This is a genomic window from Ensifer sp., from assembly GCF_031989085.1.
Classification (GTDB): domain Bacteria; phylum Pseudomonadota; class Alphaproteobacteria; order Rhizobiales; family Rhizobiaceae; genus Ensifer.
On sequence record NZ_DALZXU010000001.1, the window covers coordinates 1,799,126 to 1,822,413 of the forward strand.

The 23,288-nt window shown below is 60.9% G+C and carries 17 protein-coding genes and 1 riboswitch; of the genes, 10 read left to right on the forward strand and 7 right to left on the reverse strand.

Going from position 1 to position 23,288, the window contains the following annotated elements; genetic code table 11:
- Positions 1-7: 7 nt before the first annotated feature.
- Positions 8-2,785 carry a DNA gyrase subunit A gene (gene gyrA / locus RTP54_RS08815; RefSeq protein ID WP_112815491.1) on the reverse strand — a complete coding sequence of 926 codons (2,778 nt, stop codon included), beginning with the start codon at positions 2,783-2,785 and terminating at the stop codon, positions 8-10.
- Positions 2,786-3,107: 322 nt separating this feature from the next.
- Here gyrA and RTP54_RS08820 point away from each other — a divergent pair, with 322 nt between their 5' ends.
- Positions 3,108-3,737: a MarC family protein gene (locus tag RTP54_RS08820; RefSeq protein ID WP_112805041.1), complete on the forward strand. Its 630-nt coding sequence runs from the start codon at positions 3,108-3,110 to the stop codon at positions 3,735-3,737.
- Positions 3,738-3,876: 139 nt separating this feature from the next.
- On the opposite strand, the gene RTP54_RS08825 is transcribed toward RTP54_RS08820, so the two are convergent.
- On the reverse strand, positions 3,877-4,422 hold the full coding sequence (locus RTP54_RS08825; protein ID WP_112805039.1) for a single-stranded DNA-binding protein: 546 nt from the start codon (positions 4,420-4,422) through the stop codon (positions 3,877-3,879).
- 280 nt (positions 4,423-4,702) lie between these two features.
- Between RTP54_RS08825 and uvrA the strand changes: the two genes are divergently transcribed.
- From uvrA to RTP54_RS08850, 5 genes are all read left to right on the forward strand, one after another.
- The gene (uvrA, locus tag RTP54_RS08830) at positions 4,703-7,624 is read left to right on the forward strand and encodes an excinuclease ABC subunit UvrA (protein ID WP_312362008.1); all 2,922 of its coding nucleotides are present in this window, start codon (positions 4,703-4,705) and stop codon (positions 7,622-7,624) included.
- A gap of 44 nt (positions 7,625-7,668) precedes the next feature.
- Positions 7,669-8,136 carry an N-acetyltransferase gene (locus tag RTP54_RS08835; protein WP_312363211.1) on the forward strand — a complete coding sequence of 156 codons (468 nt, stop codon included), beginning with the start codon at positions 7,669-7,671 and terminating at the stop codon, positions 8,134-8,136.
- 41 nt (positions 8,137-8,177) lie between these two features.
- On the forward strand, positions 8,178-8,981 hold the full coding sequence (locus RTP54_RS08840; protein ID WP_312362009.1) for a DUF72 domain-containing protein: 804 nt from the start codon (positions 8,178-8,180) through the stop codon (positions 8,979-8,981).
- A gap of 755 nt (positions 8,982-9,736) precedes the next feature.
- Positions 9,737-13,531 carry a vitamin B12-dependent ribonucleotide reductase gene (locus RTP54_RS08845; protein WP_312362010.1) on the forward strand — a complete coding sequence of 1,265 codons (3,795 nt, stop codon included), beginning with the start codon at positions 9,737-9,739 and terminating at the stop codon, positions 13,529-13,531.
- A 171-nt stretch (positions 13,532-13,702) separates the two neighbouring features.
- Complete coding sequence (locus RTP54_RS08850) at positions 13,703-14,131, forward strand: GNAT family N-acetyltransferase (protein ID WP_312362011.1); 429 nt, start codon at positions 13,703-13,705, stop codon at positions 14,129-14,131.
- A 197-nt stretch (positions 14,132-14,328) separates the two neighbouring features.
- Here the strand turns inward: RTP54_RS08850 and RTP54_RS08855 are convergent, their stop codons facing one another.
- Positions 14,329-15,498 carry a PHB depolymerase family esterase gene (locus tag RTP54_RS08855; RefSeq protein ID WP_312362012.1) on the reverse strand — a complete coding sequence of 390 codons (1,170 nt, stop codon included), beginning with the start codon at positions 15,496-15,498 and terminating at the stop codon, positions 14,329-14,331.
- 403 nt (positions 15,499-15,901) lie between these two features.
- Here RTP54_RS08855 and RTP54_RS08860 point away from each other — a divergent pair, with 403 nt between their 5' ends.
- Positions 15,902-17,998, forward strand: coding sequence for a catalase (locus RTP54_RS08860; protein ID WP_312362013.1), 2,097 nt, complete (start codon positions 15,902-15,904; stop codon positions 17,996-17,998).
- Positions 17,999-18,656: 658 nt separating this feature from the next.
- Here the strand turns inward: RTP54_RS08860 and RTP54_RS08865 are convergent.
- A complete protein-coding gene (locus tag RTP54_RS08865; protein WP_112805024.1) occupies positions 18,657-18,899 on the reverse strand; it encodes a hypothetical protein in 243 nt (80 codons plus the stop codon).
- A 251-nt stretch (positions 18,900-19,150) separates the two neighbouring features.
- On the opposite strand from RTP54_RS08865, the gene RTP54_RS08870 reads away from it, so the two are divergent.
- Both RTP54_RS08870 and RTP54_RS08875 read left to right on the forward strand, forming a co-directional pair.
- Positions 19,151-20,071 carry a DnaJ C-terminal domain-containing protein gene (locus RTP54_RS08870; protein WP_312362014.1) on the forward strand — a complete coding sequence of 307 codons (921 nt, stop codon included), beginning with the start codon at positions 19,151-19,153 and terminating at the stop codon, positions 20,069-20,071.
- On the forward strand, positions 20,068-20,382 hold the full coding sequence (locus tag RTP54_RS08875; protein ID WP_112805020.1) for a chaperone modulator CbpM: 315 nt from the start codon (positions 20,068-20,070) through the stop codon (positions 20,380-20,382). The genes RTP54_RS08870 and RTP54_RS08875 overlap by 4 nt, the downstream gene beginning before the upstream one ends.
- On the opposite strand, the gene RTP54_RS08880 is transcribed toward RTP54_RS08875, so the two are convergent.
- Positions 20,379-20,813, reverse strand: a complete 435-nt coding sequence (locus RTP54_RS08880; protein WP_112805017.1) for a nuclear transport factor 2 family protein — start codon at positions 20,811-20,813, stop codon at positions 20,379-20,381. The two genes, RTP54_RS08875 and RTP54_RS08880, sit on opposite strands and share 4 nt — an antisense overlap.
- Before the next feature lie 250 nt (positions 20,814-21,063).
- On the opposite strand from RTP54_RS08880, the gene RTP54_RS08885 reads away from it, so the two are divergent.
- Positions 21,064-21,426 carry a hypothetical protein gene (locus tag RTP54_RS08885; RefSeq protein WP_312362015.1) on the forward strand — a complete coding sequence of 121 codons (363 nt, stop codon included), beginning with the start codon at positions 21,064-21,066 and terminating at the stop codon, positions 21,424-21,426.
- A gap of 27 nt (positions 21,427-21,453) precedes the next feature.
- Here the strand turns inward: RTP54_RS08885 and RTP54_RS08890 are convergent, their stop codons facing one another.
- Both RTP54_RS08890 and RTP54_RS08895 read right to left on the reverse strand, forming a co-directional pair.
- Entirely contained in the window at positions 21,454-22,431 is a 978-nt protein-coding gene (locus tag RTP54_RS08890; RefSeq protein WP_312362016.1) for a copper chaperone PCu(A)C, read from the reverse strand.
- 95 nt (positions 22,432-22,526) lie between these two features.
- Positions 22,527-22,916 (reverse strand): hypothetical protein, encoded by a 390-nt coding sequence (locus RTP54_RS08895; RefSeq protein WP_312362017.1) that lies wholly within the window; start codon positions 22,914-22,916, stop codon positions 22,527-22,529.
- A 161-nt stretch (positions 22,917-23,077) separates the two neighbouring features.
- A riboswitch (glycine riboswitch) is annotated at positions 23,078-23,165 on the forward strand.
- Positions 23,166-23,288 lie beyond the last annotated feature (123 nt).

A 23,288-nucleotide genomic window follows, 5' to 3' on the forward strand; every position in this document is an offset into this window, starting at 1 on the left:
CAGTCTATCAGGCTTCGGCTTCAGGTGTTTCCGGTGCGCCATTTTCGGCCGCCACCAGGTCCTCGCCCTCTTCGTCACCTTCCGGCTCGCTGATGCGTTCGACCGAGACGACCTTTTCGTCCTTTGCCGTCGAGAAGATCGTCACGCCCTTGGTGGCGCGGCTCGCAAGCCGGACGCCATTGATCGGAACGCGGATCAACTGGCCGCCGTCGGAAACGAGCATGATCTGGTCGTTGTCTTCGATCGGGAAGGTGGCGACCAGCTGGCCGATTTCAGCCGTCTTCGACGTATCGGTGGCGCGGATGCCCTTGCCGCCACGACCCGAGGTGCGGAAGTCGTAGGACGATGAACGCTTGCCGAAGCCCTTCTCCGAAACCGTCAGCACGAACTGTTCACGTGCCTTCAGCTCTTCGTAACGCTCATTGCTGAGTTCGCCGCCTTCGGTAACTTCTTCGCCAACCAGAGCGATTTCTTCTTCGTCGCCATTCGTCGTGCGCCGCTCGGCAGCCGCACGCTTCAGATAGGCCGCGCGCTCCCATGGCTCGGCATCGACATGGCCGAGGATGGCCATCGAGATGATGCGGTCGCCGTCGGCAAGGTTGATGCCGCGCACGCCGATCGAATTGCGGCCGGCAAAGACGCGCACGTCGTCGACGGGGAAGCGAATGCACTGGCCGAGCGCCGTCGTCAGCATGACGTCGTCATGTTCGGTACAGGTGTCGACCGAAAGGATCTCGTCGCCAGCCTCGTCGAGCTTCATCGCGATCTTGCCGTTGCGGTTGACCTGGACGAAGTCCGACAGCTTGTTGCGGCGAACCGTGCCGCGTGTGGTCGAGAACATCACGTCGAGGTTTTCCCACGTCGTTTCGTCCTCGGGCAGCGGCATGATCGTGGTAATGCGTTCACCCGCTTCCAGCGGAAGCATGTTGATCAGCGCCTTGCCGCGCGATTGCGGCGTGCCGATCGGCAGACGCCAGACCTTCTCCTTGTAGACGATGCCCCGCGAAGAGAAGAACAGGATTGGCGTATGGGTATTGGCAACGAATAGCCGGGTAACGAAATCTTCGTCCCTGGTCGACATGCCCGAACGGCCCTTGCCGCCGCGACGCTGCGCGCGATAGGTCGTCAGCGGGACGCGCTTGATGTAGCCGAGATGCGAGACGGTCACGACCATGTCTTCGCGGGCGATCAGGTCCTCATCGTCCATGTCGGGACCGCCTTCGGCGATCTCGCTGCGACGTGGCGTGCCGAACTCCTGGCTGATGGCCGTGAGTTCATCCTTGACGATCGTCATGATGCGCAGGCGCGACGACAGGATGTCGAGGTAATCCTTGATTTCCTCGCCGATCTTGTTGAGTTCGTCGCCGATTTCGTCGCGGCCAAGCGCTGTCAGGCGCTGAAGACGCAGGTCGAGAATGGCGCGCGCCTGTTCTTCCGACAAGTTGTAGGTGTTGTCTTCGTTGATCCGGTGACGCGGATCGTCGATCAGCCGGATGAGGCTGTCGACGTCGTGCGCCGGCCAGCGACGCTCCATCAGCTGTTCGCGCGCTGTCTGCGGATCGGGCGCCTGCCGGATCAGCTTGATCACTTCGTCGATGTTGGCGACGGCGATGGCAAGACCCACCAGGACGTGAGCGCGGTCGCGCGCCTTGCGCAGGAGGTACTTTGTTCTCCGGCTAACGACTTCTTCGCGGAAGGAGACGAATGCCCTGAGCATGTCGAGCAGCGTCATCTGTTCCGGCTTGCCGCCGTTGAGCGCCACCATGTTGCAGCCGAAGGACGACTGCAATGGCGTATAACGGTAGAGCTGGTTCAGGATGACGTCGGCATTTGCGTCGCGCTTCAATTCGACGACGACGCGGTAGCCCTGGCGGTCGGATTCGTCGCGCAGGTCCGAGATGCCCTCGATGCGCTTGTCGCGCACCAGTTCGGCCATCTTCTCGATCATCGTCGCCTTGTTCACCTGGAAGGGAATCTCGGTGATGATGATCTGTTCGCGATCGCCGCGCATCGGCTCGATATGTGCACGGCCGCGCATGATGACCGAGCCGCGGCCGGTCTCGTAGGCCGAGCGGATGCCCGAACGGCCGAGGATGAGCGCGCCGGTCGGAAAGTCCGGCCCGGGGATGATTTCCATCAGTTCCGGCAGTTCGATCGCCGGGTTGTCGATCAGTGCGATACAGCCATTGATGACTTCGACGAGGTTGTGCGGCGGAATGTTGGTCGCCATGCCGACCGCGATGCCTCCGGCGCCGTTGACCAGCAGGTTCGGGAACTTCGCGGGCACCACCACCGGCTCGCTCAGCGTGCCGTCGTAGTTGTCGCGGAAATCGACCGTTTCCTTGTCGAGGTCGTCGAGCAGCGAGTGCGCAGCCTTCTGCAGGCGGCATTCGGTGTAGCGTTCTGCCGCCGGCGGATCGCCGTCGACGGAACCGAAGTTGCCCTGACCGTCGATCAGCGGCAACCGCAGCGACCAGTCCTGTGCCATGCGCGCCAGCGCATCATAGATCGCCGAGTTGCCGTGCGGGTGATACTTACCCATCACGTCGCCGGTGACGCGGGCGCATTTGACGTATTTCTTGTTCCAATCGATGCCGAGCTCGCTCATCCCGTAGAGGATGCGGCGGTGAACGGGTTTAAGACCGTCACGCACGTCTGGAAGCGCGCGGCTGACGATAACGCTCATCGCGTAATCGAGATAGGACCGCTGCATTTCCTCGATGATGGAAATCGGCTCGATGCCTGGCGGAGTCTTTCCGCCGCCCGGAGTGCTTTGCTCAGTCAATTGTGATCACGATCTTTGTTCAGAATCAGTCGGATATTTATAGCGGAATGCGCCTCTCAGCGCCAATTTTGGCCCGTGGTTGTGAACAGTCTTTTGCCGTCGGAGCAGGCTTTTCTAGGGCATTGCGGCGGAAATCGGAAGTGCTGGAGACAAAGTCGGCTGCCGGGCCTGAACGGCTGCGAGAACGTTCCGTCATCCCCTCATTAAGCTATTGCTCAAGCTTTGGCCACCAACCCCTTCCCAAGCCCCCCTCGCATGCCTAACAATGCCGTCCTGTCACCGGGAATACCCGGGGCACGAGACAATCCGGAAGGGGAAACGGATGTTCAATGTCGACCTCCTGGTCAACGCACTTACGACGCTTTTGGTCACGCTCGATCCGCCGGGGCTCGCCCCGATCTTCCTGAGCCTGACCGTCGGTCTCAGCCGGCAGGAACGCCGTCAGGTGGCGACGCGCGGCTCGCTCATCGCCTTCTTCATCCTTGCCGCCTTCGCCGTCTTCGGCAACGGCATCCTCGGGCTGCTCGGCATCTCGATCGGCGCCTTCCGCATCGCCGGTGGCCTGCTTCTGTTCTGGATTGCCTTCGAGATGATTTTCGAGAAGCGTCAGGAGCGCAAGGAAAAGACCGGCGAGAATGCGACGATCAAGGACCACATCCACAATATCGCGGTGTTCCCGCTCGCCCTGCCGCTGATCGCCGGACCGGGCGCGATCTCGGCGACGATCCTGCTCGCCGGCTCGTTCCCGACGGCGGTCGAGCGCACGCAGCTGCTGATCGTCATCGCGCTGTCGATGTTTAGCCTGTTCCTGGCGCTCGTCATCGCAGAGCGCATCGATCGTTTCCTTGGCGTTACCGGCCGTGCGATCCTCACCCGCCTGCTCGGCGTCATCCTGGCGGCGCTGGCCGTGCAGTTCGTGGTCGATGGCGTGAAATCGGCAATGGCCATGTGAGACAATCGAGATTTCAACAGACCGAGCGTTCGAATGAACGCAGAAAGGGCCGGTTTTCCGGCCCTTTTGATGTAATGATGGTGATCGGCTCCTGTTGTCGCGGCACGCGCAGAGACGTTCGTGACGCTGAGTGCGTCGATCAGAACGGGATGTCGTCGTCGAGGTCACGCGAGAAGTTGCCGCCCTGGCTGCCCTGACCACCCTGGCCGCCGCCCGAGCGTCCGCCGCCGGAAGACTGGCGCGGCTGCTGGTCGTAGTCGTCGTAGCCACCACTGCTGGCGCCGCCGAAATCGCTTCCGCCGCCACGGCTGACGCCGCCGCCACCGCCCTCGCCGCGACCGTCAAGCATGGTCAGCGTCGAGTTGAAGCCCTGAAGCACGATTTCGGTCGAGTAACGGTCGTTGCCGGTCTGGTCCTGCCACTTGCGGGTCTGCAGCGCACCTTCGATATAGAGCTTGGCGCCCTTCTTGACGTACTGCTCTACCACCTTGCAGAGGCCCTCGTTGAAGACCACCACGGTATGCCATTCGGTCTTCTCGCGGCGTTCGCCGCTGTTGCGGTCGCGCCAGGTTTCCGATGTGGCGATGCGCAGGTTGGCGATCGGCCGGCCGTCCTGCGTGCGCCGGATTTCCGGGTCTGCCCCGACGTTTCCGACCAAGATCACCTTGTTGACGCTACCAGCCATATTGCTTTTCCCGTGGTTTTGCCGCGCCACCGACGCGGCTTTCGAATTTCAAGAGCGCGCATCTTAGCGGTCCGTTGCCGCGGATACGCCCCGCATCATGCATAATCCACAACAGATTTAGTCGATTTGCGCAATGTTTGTTCTTTATTTGTTCTAGTATTTGCCTATGATCCTGTCAACCGAATCGAAATGGCCACCAGTTTTGCCGATTGCGCCTCGACATGGGCGTTAGCGTCATTACATAGGGGCTTTCCAACAGACATGCAAAAGCTGGCTTCCGATGAGCGAACTCAAGACCATCTCCATTCGTGGCGCGCGCGAGCACAATCTCAAGGGCATCGACCTCGATCTGCCGCGCAACAAGCTGATCGTGATGACGGGGCTTTCCGGCTCCGGCAAGTCGTCGCTCGCCTTCGATACGATCTATGCCGAAGGCCAGCGCCGTTATGTCGAGAGCCTGTCTGCCTATGCGCGCCAGTTCCTGGAGATGATGCAGAAGCCGGATGTCGACCAGATCGACGGCCTGTCGCCGGCGATTTCGATCGAGCAGAAGACGACCTCGCGCAATCCGCGCTCGACGGTCGGCACGGTCACCGAGATCTACGACTACATGCGCCTGCTGTTCGCGCGCGTCGGCGTGCCCTATTCGCCGGCGACGGGGCTTCCGATCGAAAGCCAGACGGTCAGCCAGATGGTCGACCGGGTGCTCGCCTTCGGTGAGGGCACGCGGCTTTATATTCTTGCGCCGCTCGTTCGCGGCCGCAAGGGCGAGTACAAGAAGGAACTCGCCGAGCTGATGAAGAAGGGTTTCCAGCGCGTCAAGGTCGACGGCACCTTCTATGAAATCGCCGAGGTGCCCGCCCTCGACAAGAAGTACAAGCACGACATCGACGTCGTCGTCGACCGCGTCGTCGTGCGGCCGGATCTCGCCTCGCGCCTCGCCGACAGCCTGGAGACCTGCCTGACGCTGGCCGACGGTCTGGCTGTTGCCGAATTTGCCGACAAGCCGCTGCCCCCGGAAGAAACGGCCGCCGGCGGCTCGGCCAACAAGTCGCTCAACGAAACGCACGAGCGCGTGCTGTTTTCGGAAAAGTTCGCCTGCCCGGTCTCGGGCTTTACCATTTCCGAGATCGAGCCGCGGCTGTTTTCGTTCAACAACCCCTTCGGTGCCTGCCCGACCTGCGATGGTCTCGGCAGCCAGCAGAAGATCGACACGGCGCTGATCGTGCCGGAGGAGCACCGCACGCTGCGCGACGGCGCCATCGCCCCATGGGCCAAATCCTCGTCGCCCTACTACAACCAGACGCTTGAGGCGCTCGGCAAGGTCTTCGGCTTCAAGCTCGGCAGTCGTTGGAATGAGCTGTCTTCCGCTGCGCAAAACGCGATCCTGCACGGCACGGAAGAGAAGATCGTCTTCCATTATGAAGACGGCGCGCGTTCCTACAACACCACCAAGAATTTCGAGGGCATCGTGCCCAATCTCGAGCGCCGCTGGAAGGAAACCGACAGCGCCTGGGCGCGCGAGGAGATCGAGCGCTACATGTCGGCAGCGCCCTGCCCGGCCTGCGCCGGTTTCCGCCTGAAGCCGGAGGCGCTTGCCGTCAAGATCGACACGCTGCACATCGGCCAGATCACCGAAATGTCGATCCGCGTCGCCCGTGACTGGTTCGAGGGCTTGCCGGAGCGTCTGAACACCAAGCAGAACGAAATCGCTGTTCGCATCCTCAAGGAAATCCGCGACCGGTTGCGCTTCCTCAACGATGTCGGTCTGGAATATCTCAGCCTGTCGCGCAATTCCGGCACGCTGTCTGGCGGTGAAAGCCAGCGCATCCGGCTCGCGTCGCAGATCGGCTCGGGCCTCACGGGCGTTCTCTACGTGCTTGATGAGCCGTCGATCGGCCTGCACCAGCGTGACAACGCCCGCCTGCTCGAGACGCTGCGCCATCTGCGCGATATCGGCAATACTGTGATCGTCGTCGAACACGACGAGGACGCCATCCTGACGGCAGACTATGTCGTCGATATTGGCCCTGCCGCCGGTATTCACGGTGGTGAGGTCATCGCGCAAGGCTCGCCTGCCGACATCATGTCCAATCCGAAGTCGCTGACCGGCAAGTATCTATCAGGCGAACTGTCGGTTGCTGTGCCCAGCGAGCGCCGCAAGCCGAAGAAGAAAAAGGAAATCACCGTCGTCGGCGCCCGCGCCAACAATCTGAAAAACGTCACGGCGTCGATACCGCTCGGCATCTTCACGGCTGTGACCGGCGTCTCCGGTGGCGGCAAGTCCACATTCCTGATCGAGACGCTTTATAAGGCGGCTGCCCGCCGGATCATGGGCGCGCGGGAAAACCCGGCCGAACACGACCGCATCGACGGCTTCGAGCATATCGACAAGGTCATCGACATAGACCAGTCGCCGATCGGCCGCACGCCGCGCTCCAACCCGGCGACCTATACCGGCGCCTTCACGCCGATCCGCGACTGGTTCGCCGGATTGCCGGAAGCCAAAGCCCGCGGCTACCAGCCCGGTCGCTTCTCCTTCAACGTCAAGGGCGGGCGTTGCGAAGCCTGCCAGGGCGACGGCGTCATCAAGATCGAGATGCACTTCCTGCCGGATGTCTACGTCACCTGCGACGTCTGCCACGGCAAGAGATACAATCGCGAAACCCTCGACGTACACTTCAAGGGCAAGTCGATTGCCGACGTGCTCGACATGACCGTCGAGGAAGGTGTCGAGTTCTTTGCCGCGGTTCCGGCTGTGCGCGACAAGCTGGTGACGCTGAACCAGGTGGGTCTCGGCTACATCAAGGTCGGACAGCAGGCAAACACGCTTTCGGGCGGCGAGGCCCAGCGTGTCAAGCTCGCAAAGGAACTGTCCAAGCGTTCGACCGGACGCACGCTCTATATCCTCGACGAGCCGACAACAGGCCTGCATTTCCATGATGTGGCGAAGCTTCTTGAAGTTCTGCATGAACTCGTCAACCAGGGCAATTCGGTTGTGGTCATCGAGCACAATCTCGAGGTGATCAAGACAGCCGACTGGGTCATCGACTTCGGTCCCGAAGGCGGCGACGGCGGCGGCGAAGTCATCGCCAAGGGTACGCCGGAAGAAGTGGTCAAAGAGCCGCGCTCCTACACCGGCCAGTTCCTGAAGGAGCTCCTGGAGCGTCGACCGATGAAAAAGGTCGAGGCAGCCGAGTGAACCTGGCACCGACCGGGAAGAACGATCCTGTTGCCGGTCTCGCGATGATGCGGCCGGCGACGATGAACGACATGCCGGTCGTGCGCGACATCACCGCTGCGGCCTATGCGCCCTGCACTGCCCTGCTTGGCGGGCCGCCCTTGCCGGTGACCGAGGACTATGCGCCGCGCATAGCGCGAGGCGAAGTCTGGCTTCGTGACGATGGTCGTGTTGTTTCTGCCCTTGCCGTCATCGAGCGGCACGCGGATCACATCTTGATCTTCAGCCTCGCAGTCTCACCGTCCTTCCAGGGGCAAGGCCTCGGGATCGCGCCGCTGCGCTTTGTGGATGTGCGGGCCGTCGAATGGGGTGTGCCGGAGGTGCGGCTCTATACCAATGCGCGGATGGAGCGGAACATCGCGCTCTATCGCGCCTATGGCTTTCAAGAAACGGGTCGCAGGGCGAACCCCTATCGGCCAGGGTGGATGCTCGTGGATATGGCCAAGCCCGCCGGGCAGATGGCGTCCGGGTAAATTGACATGCGGCCTGACTGTGCCGCCATGAGGAGGATGGGATGACGAAATCCGGAAAGATCCGTGTCGGTATTGGCGGTTGGACGTTCGAGCCCTGGGAGGGAACGTTCTACCCAGACACGCTGTCGAAGAAGCGGCAGCTCGAATATGCGTCCAAGGAATTGCGGGCAATCGAAGTCAACGGCACCTATTACTCGTCGCAGAAGCCTGAGACCTTCGCCCGATGGGCCGCCGAAGTGCCGGAGGATTTCGTCTTCTCGCTGAAGGCCAGCCGCTTCGTCACCAACCGCAAGGTTCTCGCCGAAGCCGGTGAATCCATGCAGAAATTCCTGACGCAGGGACTGACCGAACTCGGCCCCCATCTCGGGCCGATCCTGTGGCAGTTCGCGCCGACCAAGAAGTTCGAGCCGGAGGATTTCGAAGGCTTTCTCAAGCTCTTGCCTGAAAAGCAGGACGGGCTGCCGCTTCGTCATGTGGTCGAGGTGCGCAACCCGACATTCCAGACAGCTGAGTTCGTGCACCTGCTGGACAAATACAAGGTCGCCGTCGTGCTGGCAGAGCACGCTGACTATCCCATGATTGCCGATGTCACCGCGGATTTCGTCTATCTGCGCCTGCAGAAGGGCAGCGACGATATCAAGACCTGCTACGCACCCGACCAGCTCGACGTCTGGGCCCAGCGTGCCAAGACTTTTGCTGCGGGCGGAGAACCCGAGGGACTTGCCAAAAGCGCGCCGGATCGCAAGGCCGCCAAGGAGCCGCGCGATGTGTTCGTTTTCTTCATCACGGAAGGCAAGGTCAACGCACCGAATGGTGCGCGCGAGCTGCAAAAGCGCGTCGATTAGGCTCTGCCTGGAAAATGCGCGGCATCCTTCTATAGGATCCGTGCAAATATAAGGGCCTGGAGCGCGATAAGCTTTGAATGCATGAGGTGCGGGACCATGCCCGCGCCTCCTGTTCCGGCCCAAATGGCCGTCGCGTCCATCCGAAAACGAATCAATTTTCGCCACCCCACATCGGCCGTGGTTGCGCAATCGCGACTGCCGCTGGGGAGGCCAATAATATGCTTTTTTACCCTTCAAATTTTTGATTTTTCGCCTGCCGCTGCGGCAGCGTCGCAGGCAACCTGCCGAAGTGCCTGATTTTCAAGGCGTTGGCCGCTTTCCCCGTTTTCCACAGTCGATCCACACAACATCTAGCGCCCAAACTTCCGTCACAAACCACCCCTTGACGCCCCGGGTCGATTCACGGTTAATGGATTTCACGTTGCGACGGCGGCAGACCGGATTGTTTTGAGCCCGGTTCATTTCACGAAATCGTCGGTTCTGACATGCGGCAAATGCGGGTTTCTCGCTTGAGCCGCAACGAGGAAACCTGTGCGCATTTCCGAGCCCGCTCGAGCAAGTTTTGGCTGGCTAAAAGAAGCTGTTGATACTATATTTAGTGTTTGCAGTCGGCCTATCTCACAAGATACAGGGTCACCCAAAGATGGGTTTCCCTTTAAGGATGGAAGCTGAGACTGGCTGCGGAATGCCTCCGCGACCAGGCGGGGACACGTGCGTCTGTGGCGGGCGCATTTCAACACGAAGGACACGGGACAATGCTGATCGAACGCCGTTTCACGAAAGCCGGGCAGTCCGCCTATGCGGAGATTGAATTCCGCAAGGCTACGAGTGAGATCAAGAATCCCGACGGCTCGATTGTCTTCCGTCTGGCCGATATCGACGTGCCGGCACAGTTCAGCCAGGTCGCGGCCGACATTCTCGCCCAGAAGTATTTTCGCAAGGCCGGCGTGCCTGCAAAGCTGAAGCGCGTCGAGGAGAACGATGTCCCCTCCTTCCTCTGGCGCTCGGTCCCCGACACCGAAGCGTTGAAGGCGCTGCCGAAGGAAGAACAGTACGGCTCCGAAACCGATGCTCGCCAGGTTTTCGATCGCCTGGCCGGCACCTGGGCCTATTGGGGCTGGAAGGGCGGCTATTTCGCCAGCGAAGAAGACGCCTCCGCCTTCCGTGACGAACTTGCCTATATGCTCGCCACCCAGCGCGTCGCGCCGAACTCGCCACAATGGTTCAACACCGGCCTTCATTGGGCCTATGGCATCGACGGCCCCGGCCAGGGCCACTTCTATGTCGACCCGTTTACCGGCAAGCTGACGAAGTCCAAGTCGGCCTACGAACACCCGCAGCCGCACGCCTGCTTCATCCAGTCGGTTGCCGACGACCTCGTCAACGAGGGCGGCATCATGGACCTGTGGGTGCGTGAAGCGCGCCTGTTCAAGTACGGTTCCGGCACCGGCTCCAACTTCTCGCACCTGCGCAGCGAAGGCGAAAGGCTTTCGGGCGGCGGCAAGTCCTCGGGCCTGATGTCGTTCCTGAAGATCGGCGACCGCGCCGCAGGCGCCATCAAGTCCGGCGGCACCACCCGCCGCGCCGCCAAGATGGTCGTCGTCGATATCGACCATCCGGATATCGAGGAATACATCAACTGGAAGGTCAAGGAAGAGCAGAAGGTCGCAGCGCTCGTCACCGGCTCGAAGGTCGTCGCCAAGCATTTGAAGGCGATCATGAAGGCTTGCGTCAATTGCGAAGGCACCGACGACGCCTGCTATGACCCCAAGCAGAACCCGGCGCTCAAGCGCGAGATCCGCGCTGCCAAGCAGGCGCTGGTTCCGGAAAACTACGTCCAGCGCGTCATCCAGTTCGCCAAGCAGGGCTATAAGGACCTCGAGTTCAAGACCTACGACACCGACTGGGATTCGGAGGCCTATCTCACGGTTTCGGGCCAGAACTCCAACAATTCGGTCTCGATCAAGGACGACTTCCTGCGCGCCGTCGAAGCCGATGGTGACTGGCACCTGACTGCCCGCAAGGACGGTCGCGTGATGAAGACGCTGAAGGCGCGCGACCTCTGGGAATCGATCTCCTACGCCGCCTGGGCCTCGGCCGATCCGGGCCTGCACTTCAACACGACTATGAACGACTGGCACACCAGCCCCGCCGCCGGCCCGATCCGTGCGTCGAACCCGTGCTCGGAATACATGTTCCTCGACGACACGGCCTGCAACCTTGCCTCGCTGAACCTGATGACCTTCAAGGATGCAGCGACCAAGCGCATCAACATCGCCGACTACGAGCATGCCGTGCGCCTGTGGACCGTCGTTCTCGAAGTCTCCGTGATGATGGCGCAGTTCCCGTCCCGCGAGATTGCCGAGCTGTCCTACGAATACCGCACGCTCGGTCTTGGCTACGCCAATATCGGCGGCCTGCTGATGTCCTCGGGCATTCCCTATGACTCCACCGAAGGCCGCGCCATTGCCGGCGCCCTGACGGCGATCATGACCGGCGTCTCCTACGCCACATCGGCTGAAATGGCCGCCAAGCTCGGTCCGTTCCCCGGCTTTGCGCCGAACCGCGACAACATGCTTCGCGTCATCCGCAACCATCGCCGCGCCGCTTACGGCGAGACGACGGGCTATGAAGGCCTCTCGGTCAACCCGGTCGCGCTCATTCACAGCGAAAACCCGGACCAGGACCTCGTCATCCATGCCATGAGCGCCTGGGACAAGGCTCTGGAGCTCGGCGAGAAGCACGGCTACCGCAACGCCCAGTCAACCGTGATCGCGCCGACCGGCACGATTGGTCTGGTCATGGATTGCGACACCACCGGCATCGAGCCCGATTTCGCGCTGGTCAAGTTCAAGAAGCTCGCCGGTGGCGGCTACTTCAAGATCATCAACCGTGCGGTTCCGGAAGCGCTGCGTTCGCTTGGCTACTCCGAGAGCCAGCTCGCCGAGATGGAAGCCTACGCAGTCGGTCACGGCAACCTCAACCAGGCACCTGCCATCAATCCCTCGACGCTGAAGGCCAAGGGCTTCACCGACGAGAAGATCGAGGCGGTCAACGCCGCCCTGAAGTCCGCCTTCGATATCAAGTTCGTCTTCAACCAGTGGACGCTCGGTGCGGACTTCCTGAAGGGCACGCTGAAGGTCACCAACGAGCAGCTCGCCCAGATGGACTTCAACCTGCTTGACCACATGGGCTTCTCCAAGAAGGACATCGAAGCGGCCAACATCCACGTCTGCGGTGCGATGACGCTCGAAGGCGCGCCGTTCCTCAAGAACGAACACCTGCCCGTCTTCGATTGCGCCAACCCGTGCGGCAAGATCGGCAAGCGCTACCTCTCGGTCGAAAGCCACATCCGCATGATGGCTGCGGCCCAGCCGTTCATCTCGGGCGCCATCTCCAAGACGATCAACATGCCGAACGAGGCGACCGTCGAGGATTGCAAGAACGCCTACATGCTGTCGTGGAAGCTGGCACTGAAGGCCAACGCGCTCTACCGCGATGGTTCCAAGCTGTCGCAGCCGCTCAACGCCTCGCTGATCGAGGACGAGAACGACGAGGACGCGCTGGAGGATCTGATCCAGGCGCCGGCCGCAGCCCAGGCCGTGACCATAACCGAGAAGATCGTCGAGCGCGTCATCGAGAAGGTGATCCGCGCCCGCGAAAAGCTGCCGAACCGCCGTCAGGGCTACACCCAGAAGGCCGTCGTCGGCGGTCACAAGGTCTACCTGCGCACCGGTGAATTCGGCGATGGCCGTCTCGGCGAGATCTTCATCGACATGCACAAGGAAGGCGCTGCCTTCCGTGCGATGATGAACAACTTTGCCATCGCCATCTCGCTCGGCCTGCAATACGGCGTGCCGCTGGAGGAATACGTGGAGGCCTTCACCTTCACCAAGTTCGAGCCGGCCGGCATGGTCCAGGGCAACGACGCGATCAAGAACGCGACGTCGATCCTCGACTACGTCTTCCGCGAACTGGCGGTGTCCTACCTCGGCCGTCACGATCTGGCCCATGTCGACACGTCCGATTTCAGCAACACGGCACTCGGCAAGGGCATTCAGGAAGGCAAGACCAACCTGATCTCGACCGGCTGGACCCGAGGCTACAAGCCGACGATCGTCGGCGGCACCGCTGACCGCGCCGGCGAGCCGAAAGGTTCTGCGACCGCAGCCCCTGCCCGCGCCTCGTCCACCGCGGCGGTGACGTCGATTGCCGGCAACACGGTGCGCAAGATCGAACAGACGACGTCGATCGCAACCTCCGAAATCGTCGCCTTCAAGCGCGATTACGAAGAGCGTGCGGCGGAACTGGCCGAGGAGATCGCCGAGGAAACGACCGAGACGGTAACGGCCCTGTTCTCCGACAAGGCCGCCGCCGAAGCGGCATCGGCCAAGGCGGATGCAAAGAAGCTCGAGGCCGAACGGCGCGCCCGCTCGATCATGCAGGGCTATACCGGGAACATGTGCACCGAGTGCCAGAACTTCACGATGGTGCGCAACGGCACCTGCGAGAAGTGCGACACCTGCGGCGCCACCAGCGGCTGCAGCTGATCTCTGCGTCCATCGCTTGAATAGCGGACAGCCCGAAGGAAACTTCGGGCTGTTTGCGTTTTGGAGCGCCGTTGAACTATGGGTTGTGTGATGATGAAAGACGTCATCCGGCACGGCCAATGGCGCTGATTGCCGACATTGTTCCACCGAGCGCAGGCGAGATCCCTCCAAATGACAGCCCCCATCATCGACATCGTTCTTGGCGATCCGAGTAAGGACGACCTGCGGGCGATCGTTGCGACGCTCGATGCCTATAACGATGCGCATAGCGGCATGGTCGACCAACCGGGCTTTGCTGTCCTCCTCCGTGATCCGGAAACCGAGGTGGCGATCGGCGGGCTCTATGCCACGGATGGATATGGCTGGGCGTTCATCCGTTACCTTGCGATACCGGAGGGCCTTCGCGGTCAGGGTCTGGGGCAACGGCTCATCGCTGAGGCGGAGAAGATTGCGCGCGAGCGCGGATATATCGGTCTGTGGCTCGATACGTTCGAATTCCAGGCGCGGCCGTTTTACGAGAAGCTCGGTTTTGAGGTTTTCGGCCAGCTTGAGGGCGGATCAGGTGCAATACCTCGGTATTTTCTGAAGAAGCGGTTTTAGAGCCTACGCGTAAACGAGCGCAGCTTGTGGCGCCGCCTTCGGCGGGGACTGTGGCGCCAGTGTGGGTCATAGGGCCGTGCTCATTTTCGGGCGGCGTCAACGAAGCGACGCGCGCGCCAGCGGCAGGCCGGTTTCCAAGTCTTCCAAGGGATGGCCAATTGCCATATCAGACCTGTTCGGGCAGGGCCGTGATCAGCCTATTTCATCAGCCCCGCGGCGCGTAAAGCATCTTCGATAACTTTTTGGATGCCGGAGGCGGATGCCTTCGCCGTTCCAGTCTGGCGACCGCCTGCCTGCGTCTCCTCGTTTTGATGGACGAGTGCGCCGGGCAGGAGAATATCACCCGTGTGGACGAAATCTTTCGCCTGGGGGCCTTTCCTATCATCTCTGCTGTGAGATGGATTTGCGCCCACAAGCCCCCAGAAGGTGGCAATCCTTAACGTGGACGAAATGCCGGTTTCCAGCATATAAGGACCAGCCTTGCCATAGCCATCGGCACCAGACGTAGCCAAGGGTGTGCCATGCCCCATGCCTTGGACAGAATAGGCTTCAACGGCCGGTCGTCCATCTGCATCGTTCCAGATCCGTCGCACGTAACCTTTCTCATGTTCGCTGGTGAAATCGGTCGTGTTCACACCGTGAAGCCCGGTCCATTGCCGGACGATTGCCTCCATGTTCGACACGTCGACTGTACCATCGGCTGTGCCGTGCCACACCGATATCGTCGGCCAGCGCCCCTTGTGGGGCGATGCGCTGCGAACCAGCGTTTGCAGCTGGGCTTCACCGGGGCCACCATGCCCCCGCATGCGATCGAACGCTTCGGGCACGGAGGTTGCGGTACCGAAGGGCAATCCGGCGATGATCGCCCCACCCGCGAATACTTCGGGATAGGTTGCCAGCATCACCGATGACATCGCACCGCCGGCGGAAAGCCCAACGATGAAGATGCGGTTGCGATCGAGGCCGTGCGTTGTCACGATCGTCTCGATCATTTCGCGGATCGAGCGTGCTTCACCGCCATCGCGTTTCGCATCGCCGGGTTCAAACCAGTTGAAGCAAAGATTGGCATTGTTGGCGCGCTGTTGCTCCGGGAAGAGAAGCGCAAAGTCGTATCGATCGGCCAGATCCGACCATCCCGATCCTTCGTCGTAGCCAGCCGCGTTCTGAGTGCAGCCGTGCAGGACGACCACCAGCGGTGCACCGGAGGACAGGTTGCCCGGGATGAAGGTTTTGGCTTTCAGCGCTCCGGGATTGGACCCCGCGATCTTCATGTCCGCCAACCGGTTCCGGGTGGGAGCAGCACTCTCCTTGCGATATGCCGCTTTGAGGGAGGCAAGGCGGGCAACGGTGTCCTGCAGATTTCTCATTTCAGGCATCCTTCAAGGTGGGAGTGCCAACATAGGCGCTGACATCACACCAACGCGCTCGCGGTAAATTGGTTGCTGCACTGCACAAAATAACGCACGGCAATCCGGTGACAGAATATCAGGCGGTTTTCCGCGATCACGCTGGTCTGTTTATTTCAAAGATCCGGGAACCATCCATGCTGCGAAGGGTTGCATCACCGTGGCTCGACGCCAGGAGATGGAATCGGTCGAGGCCGTTTGCGGGTCGCGCGCCTATCGGTCGCATTACGGTCAGAGCTATCAACGCAAGCCAGACGCGCATTCGGCAACGCGCTGTCTCACTGCGAGTTCAAAGCGTCAGAGCCGATACGGCGCTGCTGTGGCGGCCACACCGGACAAGGACGCGCAAACAAGGATCAAGTTCATGGCCAAGCAAACCTTTGAAACCCGCAAGGGCGAAGGCGGAGAGACACATCAGCAAGTGTCTGACGACAGTACGCGAACGGCAGATACTGCGCGTCTCACGACAAACCAGGGCATCCGCATTACCGACAACCAGAACAGCTTGAAGGCCGGTGCGCGTGGCCCTACCCTTCTCGAAGATTTTGTCCTGAGGGAGAAGATCTTTCATTTCGACCACGAGCGCATCCCGGAGCGCATAGTTCACGCTCGCGGCTCCGGCGCACACGGCTATTTCGAGCTTTTCGAATCCCTGGCAGACATCACCAAGGCCGACCTATTCCAGCGGCCGGGCGAAAAAACGTCCCTGTTTGCAAGATTCTCAACGGTTGCCGGCGGTGCGGGTTCGGTCGATACGCCACGGGATGTTCGCGGCTTTGCGGTGAAATTCTACACGCGGCAAGGTAACTGGGATTTGGTCGGCAACAATATTCCTGTCTTCTTCATCCAGGATGCCATGAAATTCCCTGATCTTGTGCATGCAGTTAAAATGGAATCCGATCGCGCCTTTCCGCAAGCCGGAAGTGCGCACGATACGTTTTGGGATTTCGCGTCCTTGATGCCCGAAAGCACGCACATGCTGATGTGGGCGATGTCGGATCGAACCCTTCCACGTTCGTTGCGCATGATGGAAGGCTTTGGCGTCCATACCTTCCGTCTGGTGAACGCCGAAGGCAAATCGACATTCGTCAAGTTTCACTGGAAGCCGAAGCTCGGCATTCAATCGACAGTATGGGACGAGGCCTTGAAGCTGCAGGCTGCGGACAACGATTACCATCGCCGCGATCTGTGGGAGGCGATCGCCGTGGGTAATTTTCCGGAATGGGAACTCGGGTTGCAGTTGTTCGATCAGGCCTTCGCCGACGCCCAGCCTTATGACGTGCTGGATGCTACAAAGCTCATTCCAGAAGAGGTCATCCCGGTGCGGATCGTCGGCCGAATGGTCTTGGATCGGAATCCTGACAATTTCTTTGCGGAAACCGAGCAGGTCGCTTTCTGTCCTGCCAACATCGTGCCGGGGGTGGATTTTTCCAACGATCCCCTGCTTCAGGGCCGGTTGTTCAGTTATCTCGACACACAGAAATCGCGGTTGGGCACGGCGAACTTCCATCAGATCCCGATCAATGCTCCCATATGTCCTGTCATGAATTTTCAGCGCGACGGGCAGATGCAGATGAATGTCCCGAGGGGGCGCGCCAACTATGAGCCCAACAGCCTCGCTGACCACGGCGAAGACGGCGGCCCGCGCGAATGTCCTATGACGGGTTTCACGACGTCGACCGGCCGTCCCGAGCATGAGGAAGAGGGCGACAAGTTACGTGTACGCGCCGAACTCTTTGCCGACCATTACAGTCACGCACGTTTGTTCTGGCTATCTCAACAGCCGGCAGAGCAGGCGCATATCGCCTCCTCGTTCGTCTTCGAGTTGTCTAAGGTGCAGCTTGCACAAGTGCCGGCACGCATGATCGCGAACCTGCGCAATGTCGACGATGATCTTGCCAAGCGTGTGGCCGAAGGCCTTGCTATTGCGCTGCCTGACAAGAAGCCGGCCGCTCGAGAGCCCGTGTCAATGCAGCCGTCGCCAGCGTTGAGTATTCACACAAACATGAAGGCGGTCTTGACCGGCCGTAAGGTCGGCGTCCTGATCGCGGATGGGACAGATGCCGCAGAACTGAAGGGCCTCCTGGCGGAAATTGAAAAAGCGGGTGGTAGCCCGTTCCTTGTTTCACCCAGAATAGGTGGAGCCAAATTATCCGACGGCAAAGTCATGAAAGTCGACGGGCAACTGGCCGGGTCGCCGTCGCAGCTCTTTGACGCTGTTGCCGTGGTCCTCTCGAATGCCGCCGTCGAGGATCTCGCCAAACAGGCCGTCGCCATTCAATGGGTGATGGATGCATTCGGGCATTTGAAGGCAATTGGCTCGAACGAGGCTGCAACGCCGCTTCTCGAAAAGGCGGGTGTGGTTCCTGATGCAGGCGTTGTCGGGCTCGACACATATTTCGCCAAGGCCGCTGCCAGCAGATATTGGGACAGGGAGCCCCGAGTTCGAGTGCTGGCGTAAGTTTGAACGCCTTGAGGCCGGGAAAGCATGTTCGGCGGTTGCCTCGTTGACTGGCAACCGCCCCTACCCGCACCGAAAGCACTTCAGGCGAATGCTGTTCGGAGTATTCATGTCACCGTATAGGGCGCTCCTGCCTCGATTGATCGGTGCGTGGGAGATCGCAACCGTGCAACCGAAGCCGCTTTGGGAAAATGCCGCGATAAGGTGTGATTTCCGCTTGTCTTCGGCGGATTATTTCGGTGAGACGATACCCTGGTAATAGTCGCCGTCGCCGCTCACGTAGTTCACACCATAGCCGCCACCGGTGGTCTGAGCACAGGCAGCCAGCGTGGAGAGAACGATTAGCAACATCGCGGTTTTCATAGGCTTTTGCTCCTTCAGCGTCGTTTCTTACATTCGGTCAAGCGGCCGCCGAAGCGACGCGTGACGCGTTGACCCACAATTCTATGATGCCCGATAGGGAATCGATCAAGGGCGTTGATTGTTTAAAGCTAATTTGTGCTTGCCGTTGATGTTTTCAACGCCTGCGCGTGCTGCTTGGCCATTTCCGGGCGCGTCACGGTGCCACAGCATTTGCTGAGGGTGGGCAACCACGACAAGGTGCAAAGCCTCTATCTCTCGAATTAGGTTTCCCTCAAACAGGAGAGCTCACGAAATCTCACGTCGACAGGTGTTTTGTCGCCTGCTCACGGTCCCGCCAGTAACGCAGTCTGAGCCGTGGGGCCATCACCCAGGCGATGAAGGGCGTGAGGATGAAACACAGCACGACCACGACAGGCAGAGCGTATTTGGCATTGTCGGCCAGCACCGGGATGGAGAGCACGATCACCGCGCCAATGCCGAAGAGCACGGCGTTGATCATCAGTCCAACCATGATGGCAAGCTGCAGGCGTACTGACATGTCGACCTCCGTTGAAAACCACCTGTTGGCAACGCAGTCTGTCTCGGATGGTTCCGATGCCGGAATTGTAACACAGGCCGCTTGCTCGCGAAATGAGAGTAGAAGCGGGTCTCCGTTCGTTTTCTGACTGTCGTTTCCGCACGGGTGCCCTATGCTTGTAGGCAGCCGATCGATGAACCAACTGGGTTTGGATGTGCGTTGCGCCACACAGCCCAGTCCGCTGCCGATCGCTTCAGTCCGAGGGAGTCCGCATGCCGAGCAGTCCTTATGAAACCCTTGGTGTCAGCCGGGACGCCACGCAGAAAGACATTCAGAGCGCCTATCGCAAGCTCGCCAAGAAGCTTCATCCCGATCTCAATCCCGGAGACAAGGGAGCCGAGGAGCGCTTCAAGGCTGTATCGGCGGCCTATGCGCTGCTGAGCGACGAGGACAAACGCGGCAAGTTCGATCGTGGCGAGATCGACGAGACCGGAGCGGAAACCGCGCCGCGAAACTTCTATCGCGACTATGCCGGCGCCGGCGGCACGGCCGGGCGTTACGAAAGCGCCCACGGGTTTCAGGATTTCGGGGACAAGGACGATATCTTCTCAAGCTTCTTTTCTCGTCGCGGCCGGGGCCAGCAATCCATGCGCGGGCAGGATTTACATTTTTCGATGGAGATCGATCTGCTCGAGGCGGTCAACGGCGCCAAGAAGCAGATCAGCCTGCCGGGCGGCGGGCCCGCCCTTGATCTGACGATCCCGCCGGGCACGCGCGACGGCCAGACGCTGCGTCTGCGCGGCAAGGGCGAGCCCGGGTTCAACGGTGCGCCGGCCGGCGACGCGCTGATCGACATCCGCGTCCGCCCTCACCCGCTGTTTCAAATCGACGGCGAGGACGTGCGTTATGACATCCCGATCTCGCTCAGCGAGGCCGTGCTCGGCGGCAAGATCCGCGTGCCGACCATGGATGGCGCCGTCAACGTCACCATCCCGCCGAACTCCAACACCGGCAAGGTGCTGCGGCTCAAGGGCAAGGGGCTACGTAAGCCGGGCGGCGGCCACGGTGACGCCTATGTGACGCTTAAGATTACCCTTGCGCAACAGGCCGATCCGGCGCTGGCCGCCTTCGTCGAGGGCTGGGCGGCCGGAAAGGCGGAGGACCCGCGCAAGAACCTGGGAGGCAACGCATGAACGACAGCGAGTTTTGCGAACACCTCGAGATCGAGGTTACCGTTCTGAAGGTCTGGGTCGAGCAGCATTGGCTGGTGCCGCGCCATGCGGACAGCGGCTGGATCTTCGAGGAAGACGATCTCGCCCGCGCCCGTCTGATCCAGGACCTGACCGGGCCGATGGGCGTCAACGATGACGGGATCGACGTCGCGATGCAGCTGCTCGATCAGGTTCACGGTCTTCGTGGCCGGTTGAGCGCCCTGATGGCGGCCATCCGCAGCCAGGATCCAGACATTCAAAGGTTGATCCTGTCGCGGATCGACGAAGCTTAATCGGCTGCCGCCGCTGGCTTCGGAACAAGACCGACGGTTTCTGCAACGAGCAGCGTGTCGACGAATTCGGTCAGGTCAATCATGCGGTCGTCTCGGAAGCGGAACCTGTCCATGATTTCCGTATCGAACCATGTGCCGGTGGGAATGAAGCGAATGGCCCCGACCCGGTGGGCATAGGCCGTATCGTCCACCACATCGAGCTGGACAGTCTTCATCTGGCTCAAGTCCCAGGCATCGACCAGGCTGCGAAATGCCGAGCGCACGGATTGCGGATCGCTGACCTTCTGGGTCATTGGATCAAGACGTCCGCTGCCGACGATACGAAAACTGAAGGTCGCGTGCAGGCAGGCCAACATGCCCTCGAGGTCGTTGGCATCGCGCGCTGCATAGAGCGAGCGCACGGCTTCTTCTAATGCGGTCCGATCCGTCATCGCATTGCTCCTCGATTCTATCTGGCTGCGCCTGCGGCAATGCACGAGTGTGTGCGTATTTTAGGTGTATCGCAAGTATATGCGATGGTTGCGGCGCAACCTTCCTCGGCTGCCGGATGTCGCTGGTGCGCCACGCCCGGCGAAGACAATCTTTAGGATTTGACTAAAAGACGACTGCCAATTTTCACCTGGCTTCAAGCGAAACAGCGCAAAAAGGAAAGATTGATAGCAGGAAAGGCAGGGAAACCCGGTGGTACAGGTCGTTACGGTATCCGCGACCACAGCGGCTTACGCGGCGGAAGCCGTCAAGCCGAAGGCGCGTGTGTCTGGAGATGGTCCGGCCGACGAGGCGATCACCCTGCTTTCGGGCCGACGCGTCAACGAGCCGGCGATCACGCCTGCTTCCATCCCGAAGATGAAGGGCGCCCTGCCCCTGTCATTGATGCTGATGAGCGCCGACGGGCGGTTGCCGCAACAGACCGAGGCGGAAACCCTGCGGCGTTATCTCGAATACATGCGCGACGATGAAGACGAGGTCGCGCAGGATCCCGAAGGCGAGAGCCGGCAGGATGACCCAGCCGGCCACGACGATGAGAACGGCGCCGCTGCCTGAAGCGCCGCCGCCCGTTCCTCCAGGTCTTTAGTGGTGCGAGTGACCGCCGGTCGCTGCGGCAGCGCCGCCTGCCGTTCCCACGGCAAGCGTGGCATCGACCTTGCCGGCCCTCTCGAAGGTGAGCGTCACCGGCACCGTTTCGCCCTCCGCAAATGGCTTCGACACCTGCATGAACATCAGGTGCAGGCCGCCGGACTTGAGCTCGACGGTCTCGCCGGCCGGGATGACGACGCCGTCATCGAGCTTGCGCATCTTCATGACGCCGTTTGCCATCGCCATCTCGTGAATTTCGACCCGACCGGCAACCGGGCTCTCGACGGCGACGAGGCGATCGTCGGCGCTGCCGCCATTCTTGATCGTCAGGAAGCCGCCACCGACCTTTGCGCCGGGCAGCATCGCCTTGGCCGCACCGCCGGAAATTTCGAGATCGCCCAGCATGACCGGTCCGGGCGCTGCCATATGGCCTGCATGCTCGTCGCCACCGGCGGCGAGCGTCACGGTCACCGTTGGTGCCGGGCTCTTCAGGTCATGGGCGCTCTGCCCTTCGGCTGCCACTTCGTCCCACAGCACCTTGCCCTCCGTGCCGCAAAGTTGGACGGTCGGGAAGGCAAGGACGGTTTCCTTGTCGAAGCCGGAGATCTTTCCCTTGACGACGAAGGTGTCGTAGTACTCGTCGGGCAGGTTTCCGCCTTTCCAGCGGATCTCGACGGGGCCTGACGAGACTTTCTTTCCGTGATTGTCGTAGGTCTTCTGGTAATCGCCCTTGATGATCTCGATCTCCCAGCCGGGCTTGGGCTGCGGCTGTGCGAAAACGAAGCCTTCCGGCAGCTTCATCTGCACCTCCGTCGTCGCCTTGCCGTCGCAGCCGTGCGGAACCTGCAGCACCGCCTTGAAGCTCTTTTCCGATTGGGCGCTGTCGCTTTCGAATGTCGCATGCGCCTGGGCGATGCCGGCCGTCGCAAGCGTAAGGCCGAGGGTAAGCATTGTCAGTCTGGTCGTGTTCATCTCGTAATCTCCTGACCACGGGCCGCTTGAAGCGTCGTCACGCCGTGGTCGATGCCGCCATTGCGGCGCACTGAAAGGGAATGCGTGCGGAAACGTTACGACTGACGAGGAGGTCCGCGCGCCGGCGGCAGCAAGCGGGCTTGCCTGATGGCGGCGTGATCGTAGGTCTGCAGCAGATTGGCAAGCCAGCTGCTCCCATCGGCACGACCGCTTTGCTGCGGAGGTGTCGGTAGAAGCGCGGCAGCGGCGAGACGGCAAGCCTCGCAGACCGGCGCCATCGATTGCGACTTGCCGCTATCGTGGTCGATACCGTCCATGCCGAAGCAGATATCGGCGATCGTTCCATCGGGAAGTTGGTAGGCTGCGATCTCCGCGGGCGACAGGCTCTTGGCCATCGCCGGCTTATGCGCGAACGACAGGAAAACAAGCGCGAAAGCGGCGACAACGCGCACGGCAATCGGCAAATGTCTTATAAACCCAGTCATCATCGTCCCCGGTATCTGTTGTGAGTTATCCTCAAGCGGAAAAGAATGCAAAGGCAGAATTGCCGCACGCCTTTGCCGCGACCGAAAAACGCTGCGACAAAAATGTGTTTGACCGCGACACCGCCCCCTTGCCAAGGTCACGGGTTCGCCGTTATTTGGAGGCGATCTTGTTGGGAGAAACCGGTTCGCTCCGGTGCCGAAGGAGCAACCGCCCCGGAAACTCTCAGGCCAAAGGACCAGCAAGGTGCCGGTAGGACTCTGGAGAGAAGCGCTTAAGCGCTCGCCGAAGGGATAACAATCTCAGGCAAAGGGACAGAGGGGGCTCGAATTTGACGGCGTCTGACGCCGGAAGTGTGAGCCGGCGCGCGTGCG